At 68.8% G+C, this 19825-nt stretch carries 15 protein-coding genes; 11 read left to right on the forward strand and 4 right to left on the reverse strand.

Annotated features, from left to right (window positions below):
* Positions 1-50: 50 nt before the first annotated feature.
* From RS86_RS00400 to RS86_RS00425, 6 genes are all read left to right on the forward strand, one after another.
* Positions 51-1175, forward strand: coding sequence for a 5-(carboxyamino)imidazole ribonucleotide synthase (locus RS86_RS00400; protein WP_045270227.1), 1125 nt, complete (start codon positions 51-53; stop codon positions 1173-1175).
* Between the two features lie 128 nt (positions 1176-1303).
* Positions 1304-1771 carry a 5-(carboxyamino)imidazole ribonucleotide mutase gene (purE, locus tag RS86_RS00405; RefSeq protein ID WP_045270228.1) on the forward strand — a complete coding sequence of 156 codons (468 nt, stop codon included), beginning with the start codon at positions 1304-1306 and terminating at the stop codon, positions 1769-1771.
* Complete coding sequence (locus tag RS86_RS00410; protein WP_327037085.1) at positions 1768-3258, forward strand: LCP family protein; 1491 nt, start codon at positions 1768-1770, stop codon at positions 3256-3258. The genes purE and RS86_RS00410 overlap by 4 nt, the downstream gene beginning before the upstream one ends.
* A gap of 59 nt (positions 3259-3317) precedes the next feature.
* Positions 3318-4391, forward strand: coding sequence for a glycosyltransferase (locus RS86_RS00415; protein WP_045270229.1), 1074 nt, complete (start codon positions 3318-3320; stop codon positions 4389-4391).
* 94 nt (positions 4392-4485) lie between these two features.
* Positions 4486-7008 carry a hypothetical protein gene (locus tag RS86_RS00420; RefSeq protein WP_235281549.1) on the forward strand — a complete coding sequence of 841 codons (2523 nt, stop codon included), beginning with the start codon at positions 4486-4488 and terminating at the stop codon, positions 7006-7008.
* Positions 7005-8204 (forward strand): acyltransferase family protein, encoded by a 1200-nt coding sequence (locus RS86_RS00425; protein WP_045270230.1) that lies wholly within the window; start codon positions 7005-7007, stop codon positions 8202-8204. Before RS86_RS00420 ends, RS86_RS00425 begins: the two co-directional genes overlap by 4 nt.
* On the opposite strand, the gene RS86_RS00430 is transcribed toward RS86_RS00425, so the two are convergent.
* Entirely contained in the window at positions 8192-9601 is a 1410-nt protein-coding gene (locus tag RS86_RS00430) for a sugar nucleotide-binding protein (RefSeq protein ID WP_045270239.1), read from the reverse strand. The genes RS86_RS00425 and RS86_RS00430 overlap by 13 nt on opposite strands.
* Complete coding sequence (rfbB, locus tag RS86_RS00435) at positions 9601-10599, reverse strand: dTDP-glucose 4,6-dehydratase (protein WP_045270231.1); 999 nt, start codon at positions 10597-10599, stop codon at positions 9601-9603. Before rfbB ends, RS86_RS00430 begins: the two co-directional genes overlap by 1 nt.
* Before the next feature lie 92 nt (positions 10600-10691).
* On the opposite strand from rfbB, the gene rfbA reads away from it, so the two are divergent.
* The 5 genes from rfbA (at position 10692) to RS86_RS00460 (ending at position 17659) form a co-directional block, all read left to right on the forward strand.
* Positions 10692-11561, forward strand: coding sequence for a glucose-1-phosphate thymidylyltransferase RfbA (gene rfbA / locus RS86_RS00440; protein ID WP_045270232.1), 870 nt, complete (start codon positions 10692-10694; stop codon positions 11559-11561).
* Between the two features lie 87 nt (positions 11562-11648).
* Entirely contained in the window at positions 11649-13592 is a 1944-nt protein-coding gene (locus tag RS86_RS00445; protein ID WP_235281550.1) for a rhamnan synthesis F family protein, read from the forward strand.
* A complete protein-coding gene (locus tag RS86_RS00450; protein WP_082076452.1) occupies positions 13585-15513 on the forward strand; it encodes a rhamnan synthesis F family protein in 1929 nt (642 codons plus the stop codon). The genes RS86_RS00445 and RS86_RS00450 overlap by 8 nt, the downstream gene beginning before the upstream one ends.
* 41 nt (positions 15514-15554) lie before the next feature.
* Entirely contained in the window at positions 15555-16469 is a 915-nt protein-coding gene (locus tag RS86_RS00455; protein WP_045270233.1) for an ABC transporter permease, read from the forward strand.
* Positions 16469-17659 (forward strand): ABC transporter ATP-binding protein, encoded by a 1191-nt coding sequence (locus RS86_RS00460; RefSeq protein ID WP_045270234.1) that lies wholly within the window; start codon positions 16469-16471, stop codon positions 17657-17659. Before RS86_RS00455 ends, RS86_RS00460 begins: the two co-directional genes overlap by 1 nt.
* Before the next feature lie 44 nt (positions 17660-17703).
* Here RS86_RS00460 and galE read toward each other — a convergent pair whose 3' ends face one another.
* Both galE and RS86_RS20540 read right to left on the reverse strand, forming a co-directional pair.
* Positions 17704-18723 carry a UDP-glucose 4-epimerase GalE gene (gene galE, locus RS86_RS00465; protein ID WP_045270235.1) on the reverse strand — a complete coding sequence of 340 codons (1020 nt, stop codon included), beginning with the start codon at positions 18721-18723 and terminating at the stop codon, positions 17704-17706.
* Between the two features lie 64 nt (positions 18724-18787).
* A partial coding sequence (locus RS86_RS20540) for a glycosyltransferase (protein ID WP_045270236.1) occupies positions 18788-19825 on the reverse strand: 1038 nt, incomplete at its 5' end.

Here is a 19825-nt window from a genome sequence, read left to right on the forward strand (position 1 = left end):
GGAGCGGGGTGGAACTTGCGGAAGAATGGGGGGCGAGGAACGGAGATCCGATGGCGTTGCGTGTGGGTGTGATCGGCGGCGGACAGCTGGCGCGGATGATGATCGCTCCGGCGGTCGAGCTGGGCATCGACATCCGGGTGCTGGCGGAGGACGAGGGCATGTCGGCGCAGCTGGCGGCCACGGCGGTGGGCGACTACCGCGACCTCGACACCGTGCGCCGGTTCGCGGCGGACGTGGACGTGATCACGTTCGACCACGAGCACGTGCCGCAGGAGGTGCTGCGCGCGCTCGTCGCCGACGGCGTGGCCGTGCACCCCGGACCCGATGCGCTGCGCTTCGCTCAGGACAAGCTCGACATGCGCGCGCGCCTCGCGGATCTCGGCGCCCCTCAGCCGGACTGGGCGCGCGTCGCCGATGCCGTCGAGCTGCAGATCTTCCTGGACGCGCACGGCGGCCGCGGCGTCGTGAAGACGCCCCGTGGCGGCTACGACGGCAAGGGCGTGCGCGTCGTCTCCGCGGCCGAGGAGGCCGCGGACTGGTTCTCGGCCCTCGCCGCCGGCGACGCCCTGCTCGTCGAGGAGCTCGTGCCCTTCGTGCGCGAGCTGGCGCAGCAGGTCGCACGGCGCCCGAACGGCGAGTCCGTGTCGTACCCCGTCGTGGAGACCGTGCAGAAGGGCGGGGTGTGCGCCGAGGTGATCGCCCCTGCGCCCGGCGTCGACGCGGAGCACCTCGCCGAAGCCGCCAGGATCGGCCGGGAGATCGCCGAGGGGCTGGGCGTCACCGGCATGCTCGCGGTCGAGCTGTTCCAGACCGAGGACGGCCGGATCCTCGTGAACGAGCTCGCGATGCGCCCCCACAACAGCGGCCATTGGAGCCAGGACGGCGCCGTGACGGGGCAGTTCGAGCAGCACCTGCGCGCGGTCGCCGACCTGCCGCTGGGGGAGACGACCCCGCATGAGGCCTGGTCCGTCATGATCAACATCCTCGGCGGCCCCGCGGATGCCGGGATGCTCGATCGCGTCCCCGCCGCGCTCGCCGCGAGCCCGCAGGCCAAGGTGCACACCTACGGCAAGGCGCCGCGCCCCGGCCGCAAGGTCGGGCATGTGAACGCGAGCGGATCCGACCTCGACGCCGTGCTGGCCGAGGCCAGGGCCGCCGCGGCCGCGTTCGCCTGAGCCGCGATCGGTCGGCGTTCTCGCAAAGCGAGGGCGCGCCGCAGCGGGGTTCTCCCAGCCGTCGCCCGTAGCCTGTACGGGTGACTGGGACACTGCACGCATCCGCCGCGCCCCTCGTCGGCGTCGTGATGGGATCCGACTCCGACTGGCGCGTGATGAGCGCCGCCTCCGAGGCGCTGACCGAGTTCGGCATCCCGCACGAGGTCGAGGTCGTCTCCGCGCACCGCACGCCGGAGAAGCTGCACCGCTACGGCACCGAGGCGCGCGAGCGCGGGCTCAAGGTGATCATCGCCGGAGCCGGAGGCGCGGCCCACCTGCCGGGCATGCTGGCCTCCGTGACAGCCCTGCCCGTCGTCGGCGTCCCCGTCCCGCTCGCCTACCTCGACGGCATGGACTCCCTGCTCTCGATCGTGCAGATGCCCGCGGGCATCCCCGTCGCGACCGTCTCGATCGGGGGCGCACGCAACGCGGGCATCCTCGCCGCCCGCATCCTCGGAACCGCGGATCCGGCTCTCGCCGACCGTATCGAGTCCTACGCCCGCGACCTCGAGGCGCAGGTCGAGGAGAAGAACCGGCGGCTGAAGGACAGCCTGTGACTCAGGTCCGCGTCGCCGGCCAGTCAGCGGGCAGCGGCCAGCTGACCCGGCCCGGCGGCGTCTCCGCGCAGAGCGCGGGGCTGATCCGCACGAGACCGATGCGTGACCCCGACTTCGGATCGCAGGACGTGATGACCCGCCGCGGGTGGTGGCTGGTCGTGCTCAACGTGCTGATCCCCGGATCCGCCCAGGTGCTCGCCGGCAACCGCAGGCTCGGCCGATTCGGCCTCGGCGCCACGCTCACGATGTGGGCGCTGGTCGTGCTCGGGATCCTGGGCGCGCTGCTCTGGCACCAGGCGCTGCTCTGGCTCACCGTCGGCGGCGGCTGGGTGAGCTGGCTCGTCTTGAGCCTCATCCAGCTCCTCTGCATCGCCTACGCCGTGCTGTGGGTCGTGCTCACCTTCGACACGCTGCGCATCGTGCGGCTCGTGCGCACCAAGAACTACGCCAGGATCGCGATCCCGCTCGTCGCGGTGCTGGTGCTGGCCCTGTGCGGTTCCGGCGCCGCCTACGCCGCGAACGTCGTCGGCTCCAGCCGCAGCGCGATCAGCACCCTGTTCGGCTCCGGCGGCCCGAGCCTGCCGCCCAGCGACGGCTACTACAACGTGCTGCTGCTCGGCGCGGACAGTGGTCTGGGCCGCGACTCGATGCGCTACGACAGCATCTCGGTGGTCTCGGTGAACGCCGAGACGGGAAAGACCACGATCTTCGGCATTCCGCGCGACATGCCGAACGTGCCGTTCGCGCCGGGCCCCATGCACGACCTGTACCCCGACGGACTGCAGGCGCACGACGACGCGGAATGCGGCTGGGGGAGCGGGATCAACCAGCTCACCAACGCCGTCCAGGTCTGCCACACCGGGCCATCGCTCTACCCCGACGCGGAGAAGCACGGATCCAGCCCCGCGGTCGAGGCCACCAAGGACGCGGCCGAGGGCGTGCTCGGCATCAAGATCCCGTACTACGTGTTCCTCGACATGAACGACTTCGCGAAGCTCATCGACGCGCTGGGTGGCGTGGACATCAACGTCAAGGAGCGGTTGCCGGAGGGCAACGTTCCGGAGTGGGGCGGTCCGGACAACGCCGAGGAGTGGGCGACCGGCTGGATCGAGGCCGGACAGCAGCATATGAACGGCGACACCGCGCAGTGGTACGCCCGTTCGCGCTACACGACGAGCGACTTCGACCGGATGCGCCGTCAGCGCGAGCTGCAGGACGCGCTGCTGAAGCAGTTCACGCCGCAGAACGTGGCCGCGCACTTCAGCGAGATCGCCGCGGCGGGCTCGTCCGCGGTCGACACCGACCTGCCCCAGGACAAGCTGCCGGAGTTCTTCGACCTCATGATGAAGGCGAAGAAGGAGAAGCTCACCACGATCGATCTCACCCCCGCGAACGGCGTGGACGAGTTCGAGCCGGACTGGAACGCGATCCACGAGAAGGTCAAGGCGGCTCTGCACCCCGAGCCCTCGGCGACGCCGACGAGCTGATCCGGCGGTCCGTGGAGCGCCTCTGGGCTCCTCCGGCATGCACTGGATAAGGTCGGAGAATGGCTGTGCTGCGGGTTGTACTGGATCAGGTGAACGACGTCGTCGACGCCGATCAGGCCGACGCCGCACGTTCGCTGATCCTGGGCCTGGCGGCGACCGCGCCCCAGAAGTGCACGGTCGAGGCGATCGTGCCCGGCGGCGGGGCGGAGCCGGTCGTCGACGGCGCTGACACGTTGCATCGTCTGTCGCTGGCGCGCAGAGAGCTCGGCGCCGCCTGGCAGCTCGGCGTGGTCGGAGGTGTCGGTGGCGGCATGATCCACGCCCCCACGCTCTTCGCCCCGCTCGCGAAGCACGACAGGGCCAACGACTACGACCAGACGGTCGCCACGCTGTGGGATCTGCGGGCGTGGACCGCTCCCGAGCAGCTCTCGCGTGCGAGCGTGCTGTGGCAGCGCAGCATGCTCAAGCGTGCCGCGAAGCACGCGGACGCCGTGGTCGTGCCCACGCATGCGATGGCGGAAGAGCTCGCAAGCCTCGGCCGCTTCGCCGACCGCATCCGGGTGATCCCGGGAGCCGCAGCGGCGGGCTTCGCGATCCCGCATGACGCCGCCGAGCGCCGCCGTGCGCTCGGCGCCCCCGACCGGTACCTCGTGGCCACGGGCACTGCGGAGACCCTTTCCGCGGTCTTCGCCGCCGCGGTCGACCGCGACGCCGACGTCTTCGTGGTGGACGCCGCCACGGGATCCGCGCCCGCGATCGCGGAGGCCGCCGTGGCGGAGGGACTCGCCGCGCCGCGCGTGCATGTTCTCGGGCGGCTGGACGCGGGGGACCGCGCCGCACTGCTCGCCGGCGCGCTCGCCTTCGCCGCGGCGGACCCCGCCCCGGCCTGGCCGTGGCGGCTCGTCGAAGCGCTCGTGCTCGGCGTTCCGGTGATCGCGGCGGAGAGCGGCGTGCACCACGACGTGCTCGCCGAGGGCGGGCTGCTCGTCGGGGCGGCAGGATTCACGGACGCCCTGAGAGACGCTGCGGGGGACGGCGCACGACGGTTGTCCGTACTCGCCGCGGACCGCTCTCGGGCCTACTCCTGGAACGGCTCCGCCGAGCGGGTCTGGACACTGCACGCGGAGCTGTGACACAGAGCGGGCCGAAACCGCTTCTGCCGCGAGATTCCGGGCCTGCGCGCGTGTCCGCAGTGTCATTCGGGGCCGGATCCCGCAGAATATCAGCATGACTGGACATGCCCCGGGTCCCGCGCGCGCTCACGCGCCCCGACGCTGGATGATCGGCATGCTCGCGATCGCCGCCGTCTTCGTCTCCGTGCTCGTCCCGTCGGTCGCCGATGCGGCTTCCGCGAGCGCGGCCCGGACATCGGTCGTGGCCTCGACCACGGCAGGAGCGGCGACCACGGCGATCCGCCCGGCCACCCTGGACGGCTGGAACGCGGGCAACATCATCAGCGACGCCGTGTTCACGGACAAGTCGACGATGTCTGCGCAGCAGATCCAGGACTTCTTCAACGCCAAGGTGCCGTCGTGCCAGAGCGGATACACCTGCCTCAAGGACTTCCGCGTCACGTCTCAGAACCGCCCCGCCGACGCGTACTGCAGCGGATACTCGGGGACGGCGAACGAGAGTGCGGCCAGCATCATCTACCGCGTCTCGCAGTCGTGCAACATCAACCCGCGGGTCCTGATCGTCATGCTCCAGAAGGAGCAGGGCCTGGTCACCCACACCTGGCCCAGCGGCTGGCGCTACGACAGCGCGCTCGGACAGGGATGCCCCGACGACGCTCCCTGCGACCCGAGCTACGTGGGCTTCTTCCAGCAGATCTACGGCGCGGCGCGTCAGATGCAGATCTACATGGAGGGTCGCTGGTTCACCTGGTACCAGCCCGGCAACACCTGGAACGTGCTCTACAACCCGAACCAGGGCTGCGGTTCCGGGCCGGTCTACATCGCGAACAAGGCGACGGCCGCGCTCTACTACTACACGCCGTATCAGCCCAACGCCGCAGCACTTCGCGCCGGCTACGGCGAGGGCGACTCGTGTTCCGCCTACGGCAACCGCAACTTCTACAACTACTTCACCGACTGGTTCGGATCGACGCAGTCCAACCCCGCAGCCGATAACCCGTTCGGAAACGTCGAGATGGTGCAGGCGCGCCCCGGCGAGGTCGCCGTCTCCGGGTGGGCGATCGATCCGAACACCTCCTCGCCGATCTCCGTGCACGTCTACGTCGGCGGCGTCGGCACGGCCATCGCGGCGGATCAGACGCGCTGGGACGTCGCAGGCGCCTACCCCGGCAAGGGGGAGAAGCACGGATTCTCGGCGCGAGTACCCGCGCAGGGACCGGACGCGACCGAGGTCTGCATCTACGCGATCAATTCGGGTCCCGGGACGAACGTGCTGCTGGGATGCCAGAAGATCGTGCCGATGACCGGCTCGCCCGTGGGCGCGATCACCTCGATCAAGGCCGCGGGCGACGGATTCGACGTCACGGGCTGGGCCATCGACCCCGACACGACGGGGCCGGCGACCGTGCACGTCTACATCGCGGGTGTCGGGCGCCCGTTCACGGCGAACGCCTCGAGCACGAGCATCCCCGCGGGATACCAGCAGTACGGCGCGAACCACGGCTTCGTCGCGCACGTGCCCTCGCAGCCCGGTACGCAGTCGATCTGCGTCTACGGGATCAACATCGGCCCCGGCGCGAACTCCGAGCTCGGATGCCAGCAGGCGACGAAACCGGGCGGCATCGAGGAGAAGGGGCGGGCGCCGATCGGCAACTTCGAGACGCTCGTGAGCGGGAGGGGAGTGGTCACGGCGAAGGGCTGGGCCATCGACCCCGACACCGCCGCTCCCATCCAGGTGCACCTCTACCAGGGCGGGGTGGGCCGTCCGTTCACCGCGGACAAGGTCCGCGCGGACGTGGGCGCCGCGAACCCCGGATACGGCGACAAGCACGGCTTCGAGGAGCAGCTGACCACGTCGGACACCACGACGACGGTGTGCGCCTACGGGATCAACGCGGGTCCGGGCGGGAACACCTTCTTTGGCTGCAAGACCGTGGACGTCGATCAGTCGATCCCGGATCAGGGGCGCGCGCCGGTGGGCGCGATCGACGCCGTCGACGTCACCGGCACCTCGGCTCGCGTGACCGGCTGGGCCGTGGACCCCGACACCCGCTCGCCCATCAACGTGCACATCTATGTCGGTGCCGTCGGTCAGGCGTTCATGGCGGACAAGGCGAACAACGGCTCCCTGTCCGCGTTCCCGTCGTACGGCTCCAACCACGGCTTCGATCAGACGGTCACGATCCCGTCGGGCACCTCGACCATCTGCGTCTACGGGATCAACACCGGCGCCGGAGGGCACTCGCTCCTCGGCTGCAAGCAGGCGACGGCGTCTGTGACGCCGCCCGTGGTGGATCGCGGGCGAGCGCCGTTCGGCAACTACGAGGCGCTGATCGGAGGCGCCGGATCGGCGACGGTCGCGGGATGGGCGATCGACCCTGACACGACGGATCCCATCGCCATCCACATCTACGTGGACGGCGTCGGCACGCAGTACGCGGCGGACGTCGCCCGGCCCGATGTCGCCGCGGCGTATCCTGGCACGGGCTCGAATCACGGCTTCTACCAGACCGTCCCGATGTCGCCGGGAACACACGGCGTGTGCGTCTACGGCATCAACAACGGCGCGGGGGGCCATACGCTCCTCGGCTGCCGCACGGTGACGGTGACGGGTTGAGCCCGGTCCCTCCGGATCAGGACCTCGTTCGTCCGGCGGCATCCGCGTCCGCGCGGTTCCTGGCGCTCGATGGTCTCCGAGGGGTCGCCGCCGTGATCGTGGTCGCGTACCACGTGGTCCTGGGCAGCGCGTGGGGCGATGCGTATCTCGCCGCGCTGGCCGGAGCCCGCGACAGCCCGACTCCGGTCCGCCTGCTGGCGGACACCCCGATCCGGTACCTGCTGATGGGGCCGGAAGCCGTCGTCGTGTTCTTCGTGCTGAGCGGATTCGTCCTGGTCTTCCCGATGCTCCAGGGGCGCGGTCTCGACCTCTGGAGCTACTATCCGCGTCGCGTGCTGCGTCTGTGGCTCCCCTCGGCCGGCGCGATGGCGTTCGCGATCATCGTGATCCTCCTGGGGCATCAGAAGCCGGAGACCGCCCCGAGCGAATGGGCGAGGGCCTTCAGCTTCTCGACGCTCTCCCCGTCCCAGATCGTCGATTCGTTCTTCCTGATCACCGGGTCGACCCAGGTCAACAACCCGCTCTGGTCGCTGCGCTGGGAGCTGCTGTTCTCTCTGATGCTCCCCGTCGCCTTCCTCGCGGTGGCGCGGATCGCACGCGGGCACTGGTACTGGTTGATCGCCTGCGGAGCCGTCACGGCCGTGGGCACCGTGCTGGGCGTCCAGGCGCTCATCTACGGGCCGATGTTCCTCGCCGGATGCGTCGCCGCCGTGATGCGATCTCAGGGGGCCGCGCCGCGAGGCAAGGCGGCGCCGTGGATCCTCGTGCTCGCAGGCGTCCTGGCCCTCGGTCTGCCCGATGTCGTCCGCGTCGGGCTGCCCGATCTGGTTCCGGGCGGGGCCAGGGGAGCGCTGCAGGGCTTCGTCGCGATCGGCGCGGCGCTCGTCGTCCTCGGTCTCTCCGCGCCCTCGGGTCTCGCGCGTCTGCTCGGGACGGCGCCCTTCAGGTTCCTCGGGCGGATCTCGTTCAGCCTCTATCTCGTGCACATGCCGATCCTGCTGCAGGCCCTGCAGCTCGCCCCGGGGACGCCGCACAGGGCGCTGCTGATCTCCGTTCCGGTCGCCGTCCTCGTCGCGTGGCTGTTCGCACGGTTCGTGGAGGAGCCGTCCGCGCGCCTTGCGCGCACGGTCGGGCGTAGCGCTTCGGAACGGGTGCGGGCGATCAGCCGGCCGAGCGCCGAGGTTCAGGACAGGTAGTCGGCGAGTCCCTCGAGCATCGGTCGGACCTGGAAGCCCGTTGCCGTGAGCTTCGAGGTGTCCAGCACGCTCCACGCCGGTCGCGGCGCCACGGGAGCGGTCGCCGACGCGAAGTACTCCTCGGTGCTCACGCCGGTGATCCTGGCCGGGTCGTGGCCCGTCGCGGAGAACACGGCGCGCGCGATGTCCGCCCAGGTCGCGGGCTCGCCTGATCCGGTGACGTTGTAGACGCCGAACGGCGCGTCCGAGGTCAGCAGGTGCACGATCGCGCGGGCGATGTCGTCCGTGAACGTGAGGCGACCGGTCTGATCGTCCACGACTTTCGGGTCGATGCCGCGCTCGGCGAGCGACGCCATGGTGCGCACGAAGTTCTTGCCCTCGCCGATGACCCACGACGTGCGCAGGATGTAGTGCCGCGGGGCGGTCGCGACGGCGACGTCGCCGGCGGCCTTGGTCTGCCCGTAGACGCCGAGCGGCGCCAGGGCGTCGTGCTCGCGGTAGGGGCGATCGGCCGTGCCGTCGAAGACGTAGTCGCTCGAGACGTGCACGAGCGTGATGCCGTTCTCGGCGGCGATGCGCGCGAGGCGTGCCGGGCCCTCCGCGTTCGCGACCCACGCGTCGCGGCGGCCGTCAGGGGTCTCCGCGAGGTCGACGGCCGTGTAGGCGCCGGCGTTGACGATCGCGCCGTAGTCGCGCCAGCGGCGTGCCGTGGCGAGTCCCGCATCCGCCAGGTCGAGGTCGGCGCGCGTGGCGTATTCGATGTGCGCCGCGTCTCCGAGCACGCTGCGCAGCGCGAGGCCGAGCTGCCCGTTCGCGCCGACGACGAGCGTCTTGTGTGGCGCGATGGGGGTGACATCCGCCAGCCGCGGGTGGTTCTTGTCCTTCGCGGAGATCTCGACGTCGGCGAGCGGGATCGGCCAGTCGATCGCGGCCGTCTCGTCGGCGAGGTTGAGGAACGAGTAGCTCGCGTCCGGCGACCAGTGGTCGTTCACGAGGTAGGTGTACGCCGTGTCGGGTTCGAGCGTCTGATAGGAGTTCCCGACGCCGCGCGGCACGAAGATCGCGCGGGAGGGATCCAGCTCGATCGTGAAGACGGTCCCGAAGCTCTCGCCCTCGCGCAGATCCACCCAGGCGCCGAAGATGCGTCCGGTGGCGACCGAGACCCACTTGTCCCACGGCTCCGCGTGAATGCCCCGCGTGGTTCCGACCGCGTCGTTGAACGAGATGTTGTTCTGCACGGGACCGAAGTCCGCAAGGCCCAGCGCGGTCATCTTCTCCCGCTGCCAGTTCTCCTTGAACCAGCCGCGCGCGTCGCCGTGTACCGGCAGCTCGAGGACGATCATCCCCGGGATCGGGGTCTCGACGACCGTGAGCTGCTTGCCGAACTCGACCGTCATCACTGCCCCTTGGTGGCGTAGAACGCCTCTGTCGCGTCCTTCGACGGCGCCCACCACGCCTCGTTGGCCCTGTACCAGTCGATCGTGGCGGCGAGACCCGATTCGAAGTCGGCGTACTGCGGCGTCCACCCGAGCTCGGTGCGCAGCTTCGTCGAGTCGATCGCGTACCGCAGATCGTGTCCTGCGCGGTCGGTCACGTGGTCGTAGGCGTCGCGGGGCTGCCCCATCTGCTCGAGGATGAGCTCGACGACGTCCTTGTTGTTGCGCTCGCCGTCGGCGCCGATGAGGTAGGTGTCGCCGATCCGGCCCTTGTCCAGGATGGTCAGCACCGCGGAGGAGTGATCGTTGGCGTGGATCCAGTCGCGCACGTTCTCGCCCGCGCCGTAGAGCTTGGGGCGGATGCCGCGGATCACGTTGGTGATCTGGCGCGGGATGAACTTCTCCACGTGCTGGTAGGGGCCGTAGTTGTTGGAGCAGTTCGAGATCGTCGCCTGCACGCCGAAGGAGCGCACCCAGGCGCGAACGAGAAGGTCGGATCCGGCCTTGGTGGACGAATAGGGCGACGACGGGTTGTACGGCGTGTTCTCGGTGAAGCGTTCCGGATCGTCGAGCTCGAGGTCGCCGTACACCTCGTCGGTGGAGATGTGGTGGAAGCGGCGATCGTGCTTCCGCGCGGCTTCGAGAAGCGTGTAGGTGCCGACGATGTTGGTGTCCAGGAACGGGCGCGGGCTGTGCAGCGAGTTGTCGTTGTGCGACTCGGCGGCGTAGTGCACGACGGCGTCGGCGTCGGCGAACAGCGAGTCGACGAGCTCGGCGTCGGTGATGTCGCCGTGCACGAACGTCACCCGGTCGGCCGGCAGGCCGTCGAGAGAGGCGCGGTTGCCGGCGTAGGTGAGCGCGTCCAGCACGGTGACGTGGTGATCGGTGTTCTCCACGACGTGGTGGACGAAGTTCGAACCGATGAAGCCGGCCCCGCCGGTGACGAGCAGTCTCTGCATGGGTTCCAGGGTAGCGGGGCGTACCGCCCGGCACCGGGCGCGCGTGCTGGCGAATTCACAGGAACGTGCCGGTCATGCGAGAGAATAGGCGCATGCGTGGAATCATCCTGGCCGGCGGCACCGGCTCCCGGCTGCACCCGATCACCCTCGGAACGTCCAAGCAGCTCGTCCCGGTCTACGACAAGCCGATGATCTACTATCCGCTGTCGACGCTCATCCTGGCGGGGATCCGCGACATCCTGCTGATCACCACCCCTCATGACGTGGAGTCGTTCCAGCGCCTCCTCGGCGACGGTTCGCGCTTCGGCGTCTCGATCACCTACAAGACGCAGCCGTCGCCCGACGGACTCGCCCAGGCGTTCATCCTCGGCGAGGAGCACATCGGATCCGACTCGGCGGCGCTGGTGCTCGGCGACAACATCTTCTACGGCCAGGGGATGGGCACGCAGCTGCGGAAGTACACCGAGCTGGACGGCGGAGTGGTGTTCGGCTACTGGGTCGACGACGCGACCGCCTACGGCGTCGTCGAGTTCGACGACGCGGGCCGCGTGGTCTCGCTCGAGGAGAAGCCCGTGCAGCCGAAGAGCAACTACGCAGTGCCCGGCCTCTACTTCTACGACAACGACGTGATCGAGATCGCGAAGAACCTCAAGCCGTCCCCGCGCGGAGAGCTCGAGATCACCGACGTCAACCGCGAGTACCTCGATCGGGGCAAGCTGCAGGTGCAGTTGCTCACCCGTGGCACCGCATGGCTGGACACCGGAACGTTCGATTCGCTCGCAGAGGCGACCGATTTCATCCGCACCGTGGAGAAGCGTCAGGGCCTCTCCATCGGCTGCCCCGAGGAGGTCGCCTGGCGCATGGGCTTCCTCACCGACGACGAGCTGCGCGAGCGCGCGGAGCCGCTGCTCAAGAGCGGCTACGGCACGTACCTGCTCAAGGCGCTCGCCCAGGGACGCTGAAGGGTCGCACCCGTAGGATGATCCGCGGCCCTTCGCGCATGACGCCGAGGGCCTCGCGATCGTGATTATCCGGAGCTGATGCACCTTATGACTTCCCTTCCCCTGCCTGCGTCTTTTCCTGTGGGTGGTCGTCGGCTGGTGGTGTATGTGGTGTGGGATCGTCGTGGGGGTGTGGAGGATTTTGTTCCTTTTGCTCTTGCGGGGTTGCGTGAGCATGCGGCGCGTGTGCTGGTGGTGGTGAACGGTTCTCTGTCGGAGGAGGGTCGGGCGAAGCTGGAGCCGGTGTCGGATGAGATTCTGGTGCGTTCGAATGCGGGTTTCGATATCTGGGCGCATAAGGATGCGTTGGATCATGTGGGCGATGCGATCGGCGAGTTCGATGAGGTTCTGCTGACGAATGACACGTGGTTCGGTCCGGTGCGGCCGTATGGGCCGGTGTTCGATCGGATGGGGGAGCGTGCGGTTCATTTCTGGGGCATGACGGATCATGTGCGTCAGGAGCCGAATCCGTTCACGGGGAAGGGTGTTCTTCCGTATCATCTGCAGTCGTTCTGGATCGCGGTGCGGCGGGAGATGTTCCTGTCGGAGGCGTGGCGGCGGTATTGGGCGGAGCTGCCGGAGATGCCGACGTATTTCGATGCGGTGCTGAAGCATGAGGCGGTGTTCACGGAGACGTTCGCGCAGGACGGTTTCACCCACGACGTCGCCTTCCCCGAGAGCGACCATCCGACCGAGCATCCTGCGCTGTTCAATCCGGACCTGCTCGTCGAGGACGGGTGCCCGCTCGTCAAGCGGCGGCCGCTGTTCCACTACCCGCCCTTCATGAACCGGCACGCGGTGAGCGGGCGACGCATCGTCGAGACGATGTCGGCGTACGGGTACCCGGCCGAACTCGTCTGGAGCAACCTGGCGCGCAATGTGCAGCCGAAGGTGCTGAACACCGACGCGGGGATGCTGGAAGTGCTCCCCGACCGCGCCCTCGCCGATGAACCGGAGACCGTGCCGCGTCTCGCCGTCGTCGCGCACCTCCCGCAGACGAAGGATGTGCCGCGCGTCGTCGGAGCTCTGCGGTCGGTTCCGCACCCCTTCGACCTGTTCGTCACGGTGCACGACGCGGGCATCGAGCCGGAGCTGCGCGAAGCGATCCGCGCGGTGGATCCCGCCGGACTCGCGGAGACCGAGGTCCGCGTCGTGCCGGAGCACGGCCGCGACATGAGTGCTCTGCTGATCGGCTGCCGGGACGTGCTGATCGACGGACGCTACGACCTGGTGATCAAGGTCCACGGACGCACGCCGCGTCAGCGCTCCCAGAACGCGAGACGCTACTTCTCGCGCTATCAGCTGGAGAACCTGCTCAACTCGCCGGGATATGTGCGCAATGTGCTCGCGCTGTTCGACCGGGAGCCGGGCCTCGGTCTGGTGTACCCGCCGATGATGCACGTCGGATACAGCCTCCCTGGTCGCGCCTGGTCGTTCTATCTTCCGCGGGCGAAGCAGATCTGCGAGGACGCCGGCATCCAGGTGCCGCTGGACGGCATCTCGCCGCTCGCACCGTACGGCGGCATGTGGATCGGTCGTCCGAGCGCCCTGCGCCGCCTGCTGGACATGGGGTTCACCTTCGCGGACTACGAGAGGCCCCGCTCCAAGTCCGTGCCGGCGCTCACGAAGGTGATCGAGCGACTGGTGTCGTACGCGGCTGCGGAGGACGGCTACCACACGCGGACGGTCCTGACCGGCGAGCATGCGTCCATCAGCCACACGTCGATGGAGTACAAGGTCGACCAGCTCGCATCGACCACCCCCGGGTACCCGCTCGAGCAGGTGCAGTTCATGCATCGCGCGGGCTGGATGGGGACGGGCGGGGCGGTCGCCATGACGCGGATGTACATGCGGATCAACCATCCGGATCTCGCACGGCGTCTCCATCCGGTCCTGCATCCGGTCGGTCGCGTGGTGCGCGTCGGGCTGCGCACCGCCAAGGCGACTCTGCGACGAGCGCGCACGCTGGTCAAGGGAGGCCGTGATGACTGAACTGCAGAAGCCTGCGTCTTTTCCTGTGGGTGGTCGTCGGCTGGTGGTGTATGTGGTGTGGGATCGTCGTGGGGGTGTGGAGGATTTTGTTCCTTTTGCTCTTGCGGGGTTGCGTGAGCATGCGGCGCGTGTGCTGGTGGTGGTGAACGGTTCTCTGTCGGAGGAGGGTCGGGCGAAGCTGGAGCCGGTGTCGGATGAGATTCTGGTGCGTTCGAATGCGGGTTTCGATATCTGGGCGCATAAGGATGCGTTGGATCATGTGGGCGATGCGATCGGCGAGTTCGATGAGGTTCTGCTGACGAATGACACGTGGTTCGGTCCGGTGCGGCCGTATGGGCCGGTGTTCGATCGGATGGGGGAGCGTGCGGTTCATTTCTGGGGCATGACGGATCATGTGCGTCAGGAGCCGAATCCGTTCACGGGGAAGGGTGTTCTTCCGTATCATCTGCAGTCGTTCTGGATCGCGGTGCGGCGGGAGATGTTCCTGTCGGAGGCGTGGCGGCGGTATTGGGCGGAGCTGCCGGAGATGCCGACGTATTTCGATGCGGTGCTGAAGCATGAGGCGGTGTTCACGGAGACGTTCGCGCAGGACGGTTTCACCCACGACGTCGCCTTCCCCGCCGTGGAGATCGGCACGAAGAACCCGTCGCTCTATCGCGCCGAGGCGCTGCTGGACGCCGGCTGCCCCACGCTCAAGCGCCGTCCCTTCCTGCAGTGGCCCCCGTATCTGGACAGGCACGCCGTGGTCGGACGCTGGACGCTGGAGAAGGCGGCCGCTTTCGGATATCCGATGGAGCTGCTGTGGCGCAACGCCGCCCGGACGATTCCGCCGAAGGATCTGAACACGGATGCGGCCGCACTCGAGGTGCTCCCCGACGTCGACGTCTCCTACGACCAGGAGCGACCGCTGCGTACCGTGGTGTTCGCGCACATCTTCTATGTGGAGATGACGGACGAGATGCTGGACCGCGCCGACACCCTCCCCGGCGCGTACGATCTGGTCGTCACGACCTCAGACCCGGAGCGGGCCGAAGGCATCAGGGAGGCGCTGAGACGACGCGGGCACGATCGCGGCGAGGTCGACGTGCGCGTGGTCGGATCCAACGACGGGCGCGATCAGAGCGCATTCCTCATCGCCTGCCGAGACGTCCTGCTGTCGGGCGATTACGACCTGTTCGTGAAGATCCACTCCAAGAAGACGCCGCAGGACGGCTTCAACATCGGCCGGCACTTCAAGGAGCAGCAGTTCCTGAACCTGCTGAACAGTCCAGGGCACACCGCGAACCTCGTCGCCCTGTTCCAGCGCGAGCCGGGCCTCGGCATGGTCTTCCCCCCGATGATCCACATCGGCTATCCGACGCTCGGTCGCGGCTGGTCGGTGAACAAGCCCGGCGCCGAGCGACTCTGCGAAGAGCTCGGCATCCGGGTCCCGCTCGACGACGTCTCGCCGCTGGCGCCGTTCGGGTCGATGTACATCGGGCGCCCTGAGGCGTTGCGGATCCTGATCGAGCACCCCTGGACGTACGACGACTTCGGCGGGGCCGAGGCCTATCGCGACGGCGGTCTCGCGCACATCCTGGAGCGCCTCCCGGTGTACGCGGCCGGCGAGCTCGGCTACCACGTGCGCACGGTCGCGACGGCGGAGTACATGTCCGTCAGCCACACCACGCTGGACTTCCTGCTCGACGAGATGTCGGCGACGACTCCCGGGTACACCTACGAGCAGATCGAGCTGATCCGCAAAGCCGGGTATGTGGGTACCGGATCCGCGCGAGACTTTGCCAGAATGTACATGCGCGTCAATTTTCCCGGAACCGGCGCGCGGTTGCGCGCGATCATGGCGTCCGACTCGGTGATGGGCAAGGTCGCCCGCGCGGCGCGGAAGCCCCGAACGACGCTCCGGCGCCTCCTCGGTCGATGACCGGAGCGGACCCCCAGGCTCGATACGGGACTCACGGAAGTATGAGGACATTGGACACCACGGAACGATTCGCGCGCGTCGCGGCTGAGCCGTTCTCCACGATCGATTCGCGCGGCCTCCGGGTCCGCGGGGGCAAGATCAGGGAGATCATCTCGCGACGGCAGCTGCTGTCCCTCTTGGTGCGGCGCGACCTGCAGGCGCGCTACCGGGACAGCGTGCTCGGTTTCCTGTGGACCGTGATCCGGCCCCTGATCCAGTTCCTGATGTACTTCCTGGTGCTCGGGCAGTTCCTGCGCGCGGCAGAGGGCGTACCGGACTTCGCGATCTATCTGTTCTCGGGTCTCACGATCTTCGGCTTCTTCAGCGACATGGTCTTCGGCTCCACCGGCTCCATCGTCGGCAACGCAGGACTGGTGAAGAAGATCTACGTCCCGCGGGAGGTGTTCCCGCTGGCGAGCATCGGCGCCGCGGGCTTCATGTTCCTCGTGCAGCTCCTCGTGCTGATCATCGCCGCGATCGCCTTCGGAGCGCTTCCCGCTCCGGTGGAGATGCTGTGGTTCTTCCCGTCGCTGTTCGTGGTGATCGTGTACGGGGTCGCGATCGGATTGCTGCTGGCAGCCCTGAACGTCTATCTCCGCGACATCCAGTACCTCACCGAGGTCGTCATGATGCTCGCGATGTGGGCGTCGCCGATCGTCTACTCCTGGTCGATGGTGCGCAGTGCGCTCGACCGCTTCCACCTCCCCACCTGGATCCTCGAGATCTACGCGGCGAACCCGCTCACCATCGGCGTGCTGGGCTTCCACCGGGCGTTCTGGGGCGCGGGAACCGAAGCCGACTACCCCGCGCACCTGGCCGTGCGCATGCTCATCGCCGCCGTGATCGGCGTCGTCCTGCTCTGGTTCGCTCATCGAGTGTTCAACCGGATGCAGGGGAACTTCGCGCAGGAGCTGTGATGACCGACGACGACAACCGCCCCGACATCGTCCGCCTCGACGGCGTGGTGAAGGAGTTCCGCGTCCGCAAGGACAACAGCCTGAAGGACCGCATCGTCCACTTCGGCAAGCTCGGTCAGGAGCACCGCAGCGCGTTCACTGCCGTGGACGACGTCACGCTGTCGATCCAGGCCGGCTCGACGGTCGGACTGATGGGGGCGAACGGCTCCGGGAAGTCCACCCTGCTGAAGCTCATCGGCGGCATCGTCTCGCCGACGCGGGGCACGGTGCAGACCCGCGGCCGCATGGCGGCGCTGCTCGAGCTCGGAGCAGGCTTCCATCCCGACCTGAGCGGACGCGAGAACGTCTACCTGAACGCGTCGCTGCTCGGCCTCAGCCGGCAGCAGATCGAAGAACGATTCGACGACATCCTCGCGTTCAGCGGTATCGGCGACTTCATCGAGACCGCCGTGAAGTTCTACTCCTCCGGCATGTACGTGCGTCTCGCCTTCGCCGTCGCGGTGCACACGGATCCGGACATCCTGCTCGTGGACGAGGTCCTCGCGGTCGGCGACGAGGCGTTCCAGCGCAAGTGCATGGATCGTATCGCCCAGTTCCGCAAAGAGGGACGCACCATCATCCTGGTCAGCCACTCCGCGAACCAGGTGCAGGAGCTCTGCGATCGCGGGATCGTGCTCAGCCACGGCGAGGTCGTCTTCGACGGCGACACGAACGAGGCGGTCGGCGCCCTGCGCAACGTCCTCGACGGGCGCCGCGCCGACGAGGCGGCTCCCGAGGAGACGCGGCACCCTATCCAGGTCAAGAGCATCGAGCTCCTGGACGCGGAGGGCGTGCCGACCAAGGAGATCGACGTCGACGACGCGCTCACGGTCCGCATCAACGTCGACGGCCTGCACCGGATCGAGCGATGGGAGGTCGGTTTCAGCATCGACACCCCGCTCGGGCACATGGTGCTGGCGAGCAACACGGAGATGCTGGGTGTGGTCCTCGATCCCATCGACGGCCCGCGTGCCGTGGACCTCAGGATCGAGGCGGTGCACCTGGGAGCGGGCCAGTACTACGTGAACGCGAACGCCGCCGGCGTGAGCGAGCACAGCTCGCACGGGTTGTCGCAGGGCGTCATGTTCACGGTGCGCGGCGGCGCGTCGAGCGTCGGCAGCGTGTCCGCGAAGGTCGCGGTCGCCTCCTAGGCCGCGTCGCACCGCGCGGAACGGCTCACGGCACGTCCGTGGGCCTATTCCGTGTCGTAGCCCTGCGGGTTGCCGGACTGCCAGCGCCAGGCGTCCTCGGCCATCTCGGCGACGCCGCGCCGAGCGCGCCAGCCGAGCTCCTGCTCGGCGCGCGTCGTGTCGGCCCAGGCCTGCGCCAGGTCTCCTTCGCGCCGCGGCAGCACGCGATGCGGGATCGGCCGGCCTGACGCGTTCTCGAACGCGGCGATGAGCTCGAGCACCGATGTGGCACGGCCCGTGCCGAGGTTCCACGCGCGGATGCCCTCGTGCGTACGCAGGTGCTCGAGCGCGGCGACGTGGCCCTCGGCCAGGTCGACGACGTGGATGTAGTCCCGCTCGCCGGTGCCGTCGGCCGTGGCGTAGTCGTCGCCGAAGACGCCGACCTCGGGGAGCCGCCCGACGGCGACCTGGGCGACGTAGGGGGCGAGGTTGTTCGGCACGCCGCGCGGGTCCTCCCCGATGAGCCCGCTCTCGTGCGCACCGATCGGGTTGAAGTAGCGCAGCAGCGCGATGCGCCAGCGCGGGTCGGCCTGAGCGACATCGGTGAGCACGCGCTCGAGCATCACCTTGGTCTGGCCGTACGGATTCGACGCCTCGAGCAGCCCGCCGTCCTCGCGGTAGGGCGCGTTCTGATGGTCGCCGTAGACGGTCGCCGAAGACGAGAAGACGAGCGTGCGCACATCGTGGCGCTGCATGGTCGAGAGCAGGGCGAACGTCGTGCCGAGATTCTCGGAGTAGTACCGCAGCGGCTCCGCGACGCTCTCGCCGACGGCTTTGAGCCCGGCGAAGTGGATGACGGCCTCTGGCTTCTCTGCGGCGAAGACCGCATCCAGCGCGGTCTCGTCTGAGACGTCCATCCGGTGCAGGCGCGGACTCCGGCCCGCGATGCCGGCGACCCGGTCGAGAGCGACCGGCGAGCTGTTGGCGAAGTTGTCGACGACGATCACGTCGTCGCCGCGCTCGAGGAGGGTGAGGATCGTGTGGGATCCGATGTAGCCGGCTCCTCCGGTGACGAGTACGCGCACGTGTGCTCCTTGGCTCTGGACGGTTCTTCGATGCTACTGGGGGCGCGCGTGCGCGCGCGGCGGATCAGCCGCGCGTCAGCACATCGTCGAGCAGGGTACGGGCCCTGGCATCGAAGGAGTGCTCGGCGCGTATGCGGCGGGAGATCTCCGCGAGTTCCGCATCGGAGCAGAACTTCGCGTCCAGCGGCGCGGCCGTGAGGGCGAGGAGCTCGGGGATCTGTCCGTAGGTGCGCACGGCGGCGCCGAACAGGTCGGCGATGCCGTCGACGTCGTCGCTGATGGCACGACCACCGGCCGCGACCACGTCGAAGAGGCGGTTCGAGACGAACCCCTCCCGTCTCATGGCCGGCCAGTGGTCGTTCAGCACCGCGCCGGCGGATTCGTAGAGCGCGGGAAGGTCGTCGTTGTCGACGTGCGTCGCCGCGATCGCCGCTCCTGGGATGTACCCCCTCCAGTCCGGGCCGTACACGCGGACCGGGCGTCCGGCACGCAGCGGCTCGACGACGGAGGGACGGGCGATGCCGCGCGCGGTGCCGACGAAGACGAGGTCGGCGCTGCGTGGAAGACCCGATGGCGCGAAACGCCGGGCGTCCGTGCATTGCAGCAGAGGGCGGACGGGGACGCCGAACCGCCGCGTCGCGGTGGCCGCCCAGGAGGTCGAGGCGGCATGCACGTGGTCGTAGCCCGCGACCTCCGCGGAGGTGATCTCGTCGGGGTGGCTGATGATCCAGAGGATCGTGTGAGCAGACGCGGGCGCCGGCAGCGGGTGGGGTCCGCGCAGGGAGAGGATCACGTCGTCGAGGCCGGATGACGCCCGGTCGAGCGCTGGCCTCGCATCCACGGCGACGTATTGTCCGTGGCGTTCGAGCGCACTCGCGAGTGCGCGGGCGAAATGCGTCTCGCCCCAGGACTCGCCGCGGGGGCCCGCGGGGGCCGCGGTCTTGATCGCCCAGCGGAGCCGGGGTACCTCGGATCCGTCGGGGAGGAGGAAGCGCTCCGGAGCGCGCGCGTAGCGGGGAGCGGGAGCGGCGCCGCGGGACCAGCCGTCGATGCGCAGCCCGCGCGGCGACGGGGCAGGTGCGTCCTCGGCGGGGGCCGGGTT

It is taken from the genome of Microbacterium azadirachtae (assembly GCF_000956505.1).
Lineage (GTDB): Bacteria > Actinomycetota > Actinomycetes > Actinomycetales > Microbacteriaceae > Microbacterium > Microbacterium azadirachtae_A.

Coding starts and splice junctions, on each gene's coding strand:
- RS86_RS00400 (WP_045270227.1), top strand. CDS start 51: ATGGCGTTGCGTGTGGGTGTGATCGGCGGCGGACAGCTGGCGCGGATG.
- purE (WP_045270228.1), top strand. CDS start 1,304: ATGGGATCCGACTCCGACTGGCGCGTGATGAGCGCCGCCTCCGAGGCG.
- RS86_RS00415 (WP_045270229.1), top strand. CDS start 3,318: ATGGCTGTGCTGCGGGTTGTACTGGATCAGGTGAACGACGTCGTCGAC.
- RS86_RS00420 (WP_235281549.1), top strand. CDS start 4,486: ATGACTGGACATGCCCCGGGTCCCGCGCGCGCTCACGCGCCCCGACGC.
- RS86_RS00430 (WP_045270239.1), bottom strand. CDS start 9,601: ATGACGGTCGAGTTCGGCAAGCAGCTCACGGTCGTCGAGACCCCGATC.
- rfbB (WP_045270231.1), bottom strand. CDS start 10,599: ATGCAGAGACTGCTCGTCACCGGCGGGGCCGGCTTCATCGGTTCGAAC.
- rfbA (WP_045270232.1), top strand. CDS start 10,692: ATGCGTGGAATCATCCTGGCCGGCGGCACCGGCTCCCGGCTGCACCCG.
- RS86_RS00445 (WP_235281550.1), top strand. CDS start 11,649: ATGACTTCCCTTCCCCTGCCTGCGTCTTTTCCTGTGGGTGGTCGTCGG.
- RS86_RS00450 (WP_082076452.1), top strand. CDS start 13,585: ATGACTGAACTGCAGAAGCCTGCGTCTTTTCCTGTGGGTGGTCGTCGG.
- RS86_RS00455 (WP_045270233.1), top strand. CDS start 15,555: ATGAGGACATTGGACACCACGGAACGATTCGCGCGCGTCGCGGCTGAG.
- RS86_RS00460 (WP_045270234.1), top strand. CDS start 16,469: ATGACCGACGACGACAACCGCCCCGACATCGTCCGCCTCGACGGCGTG.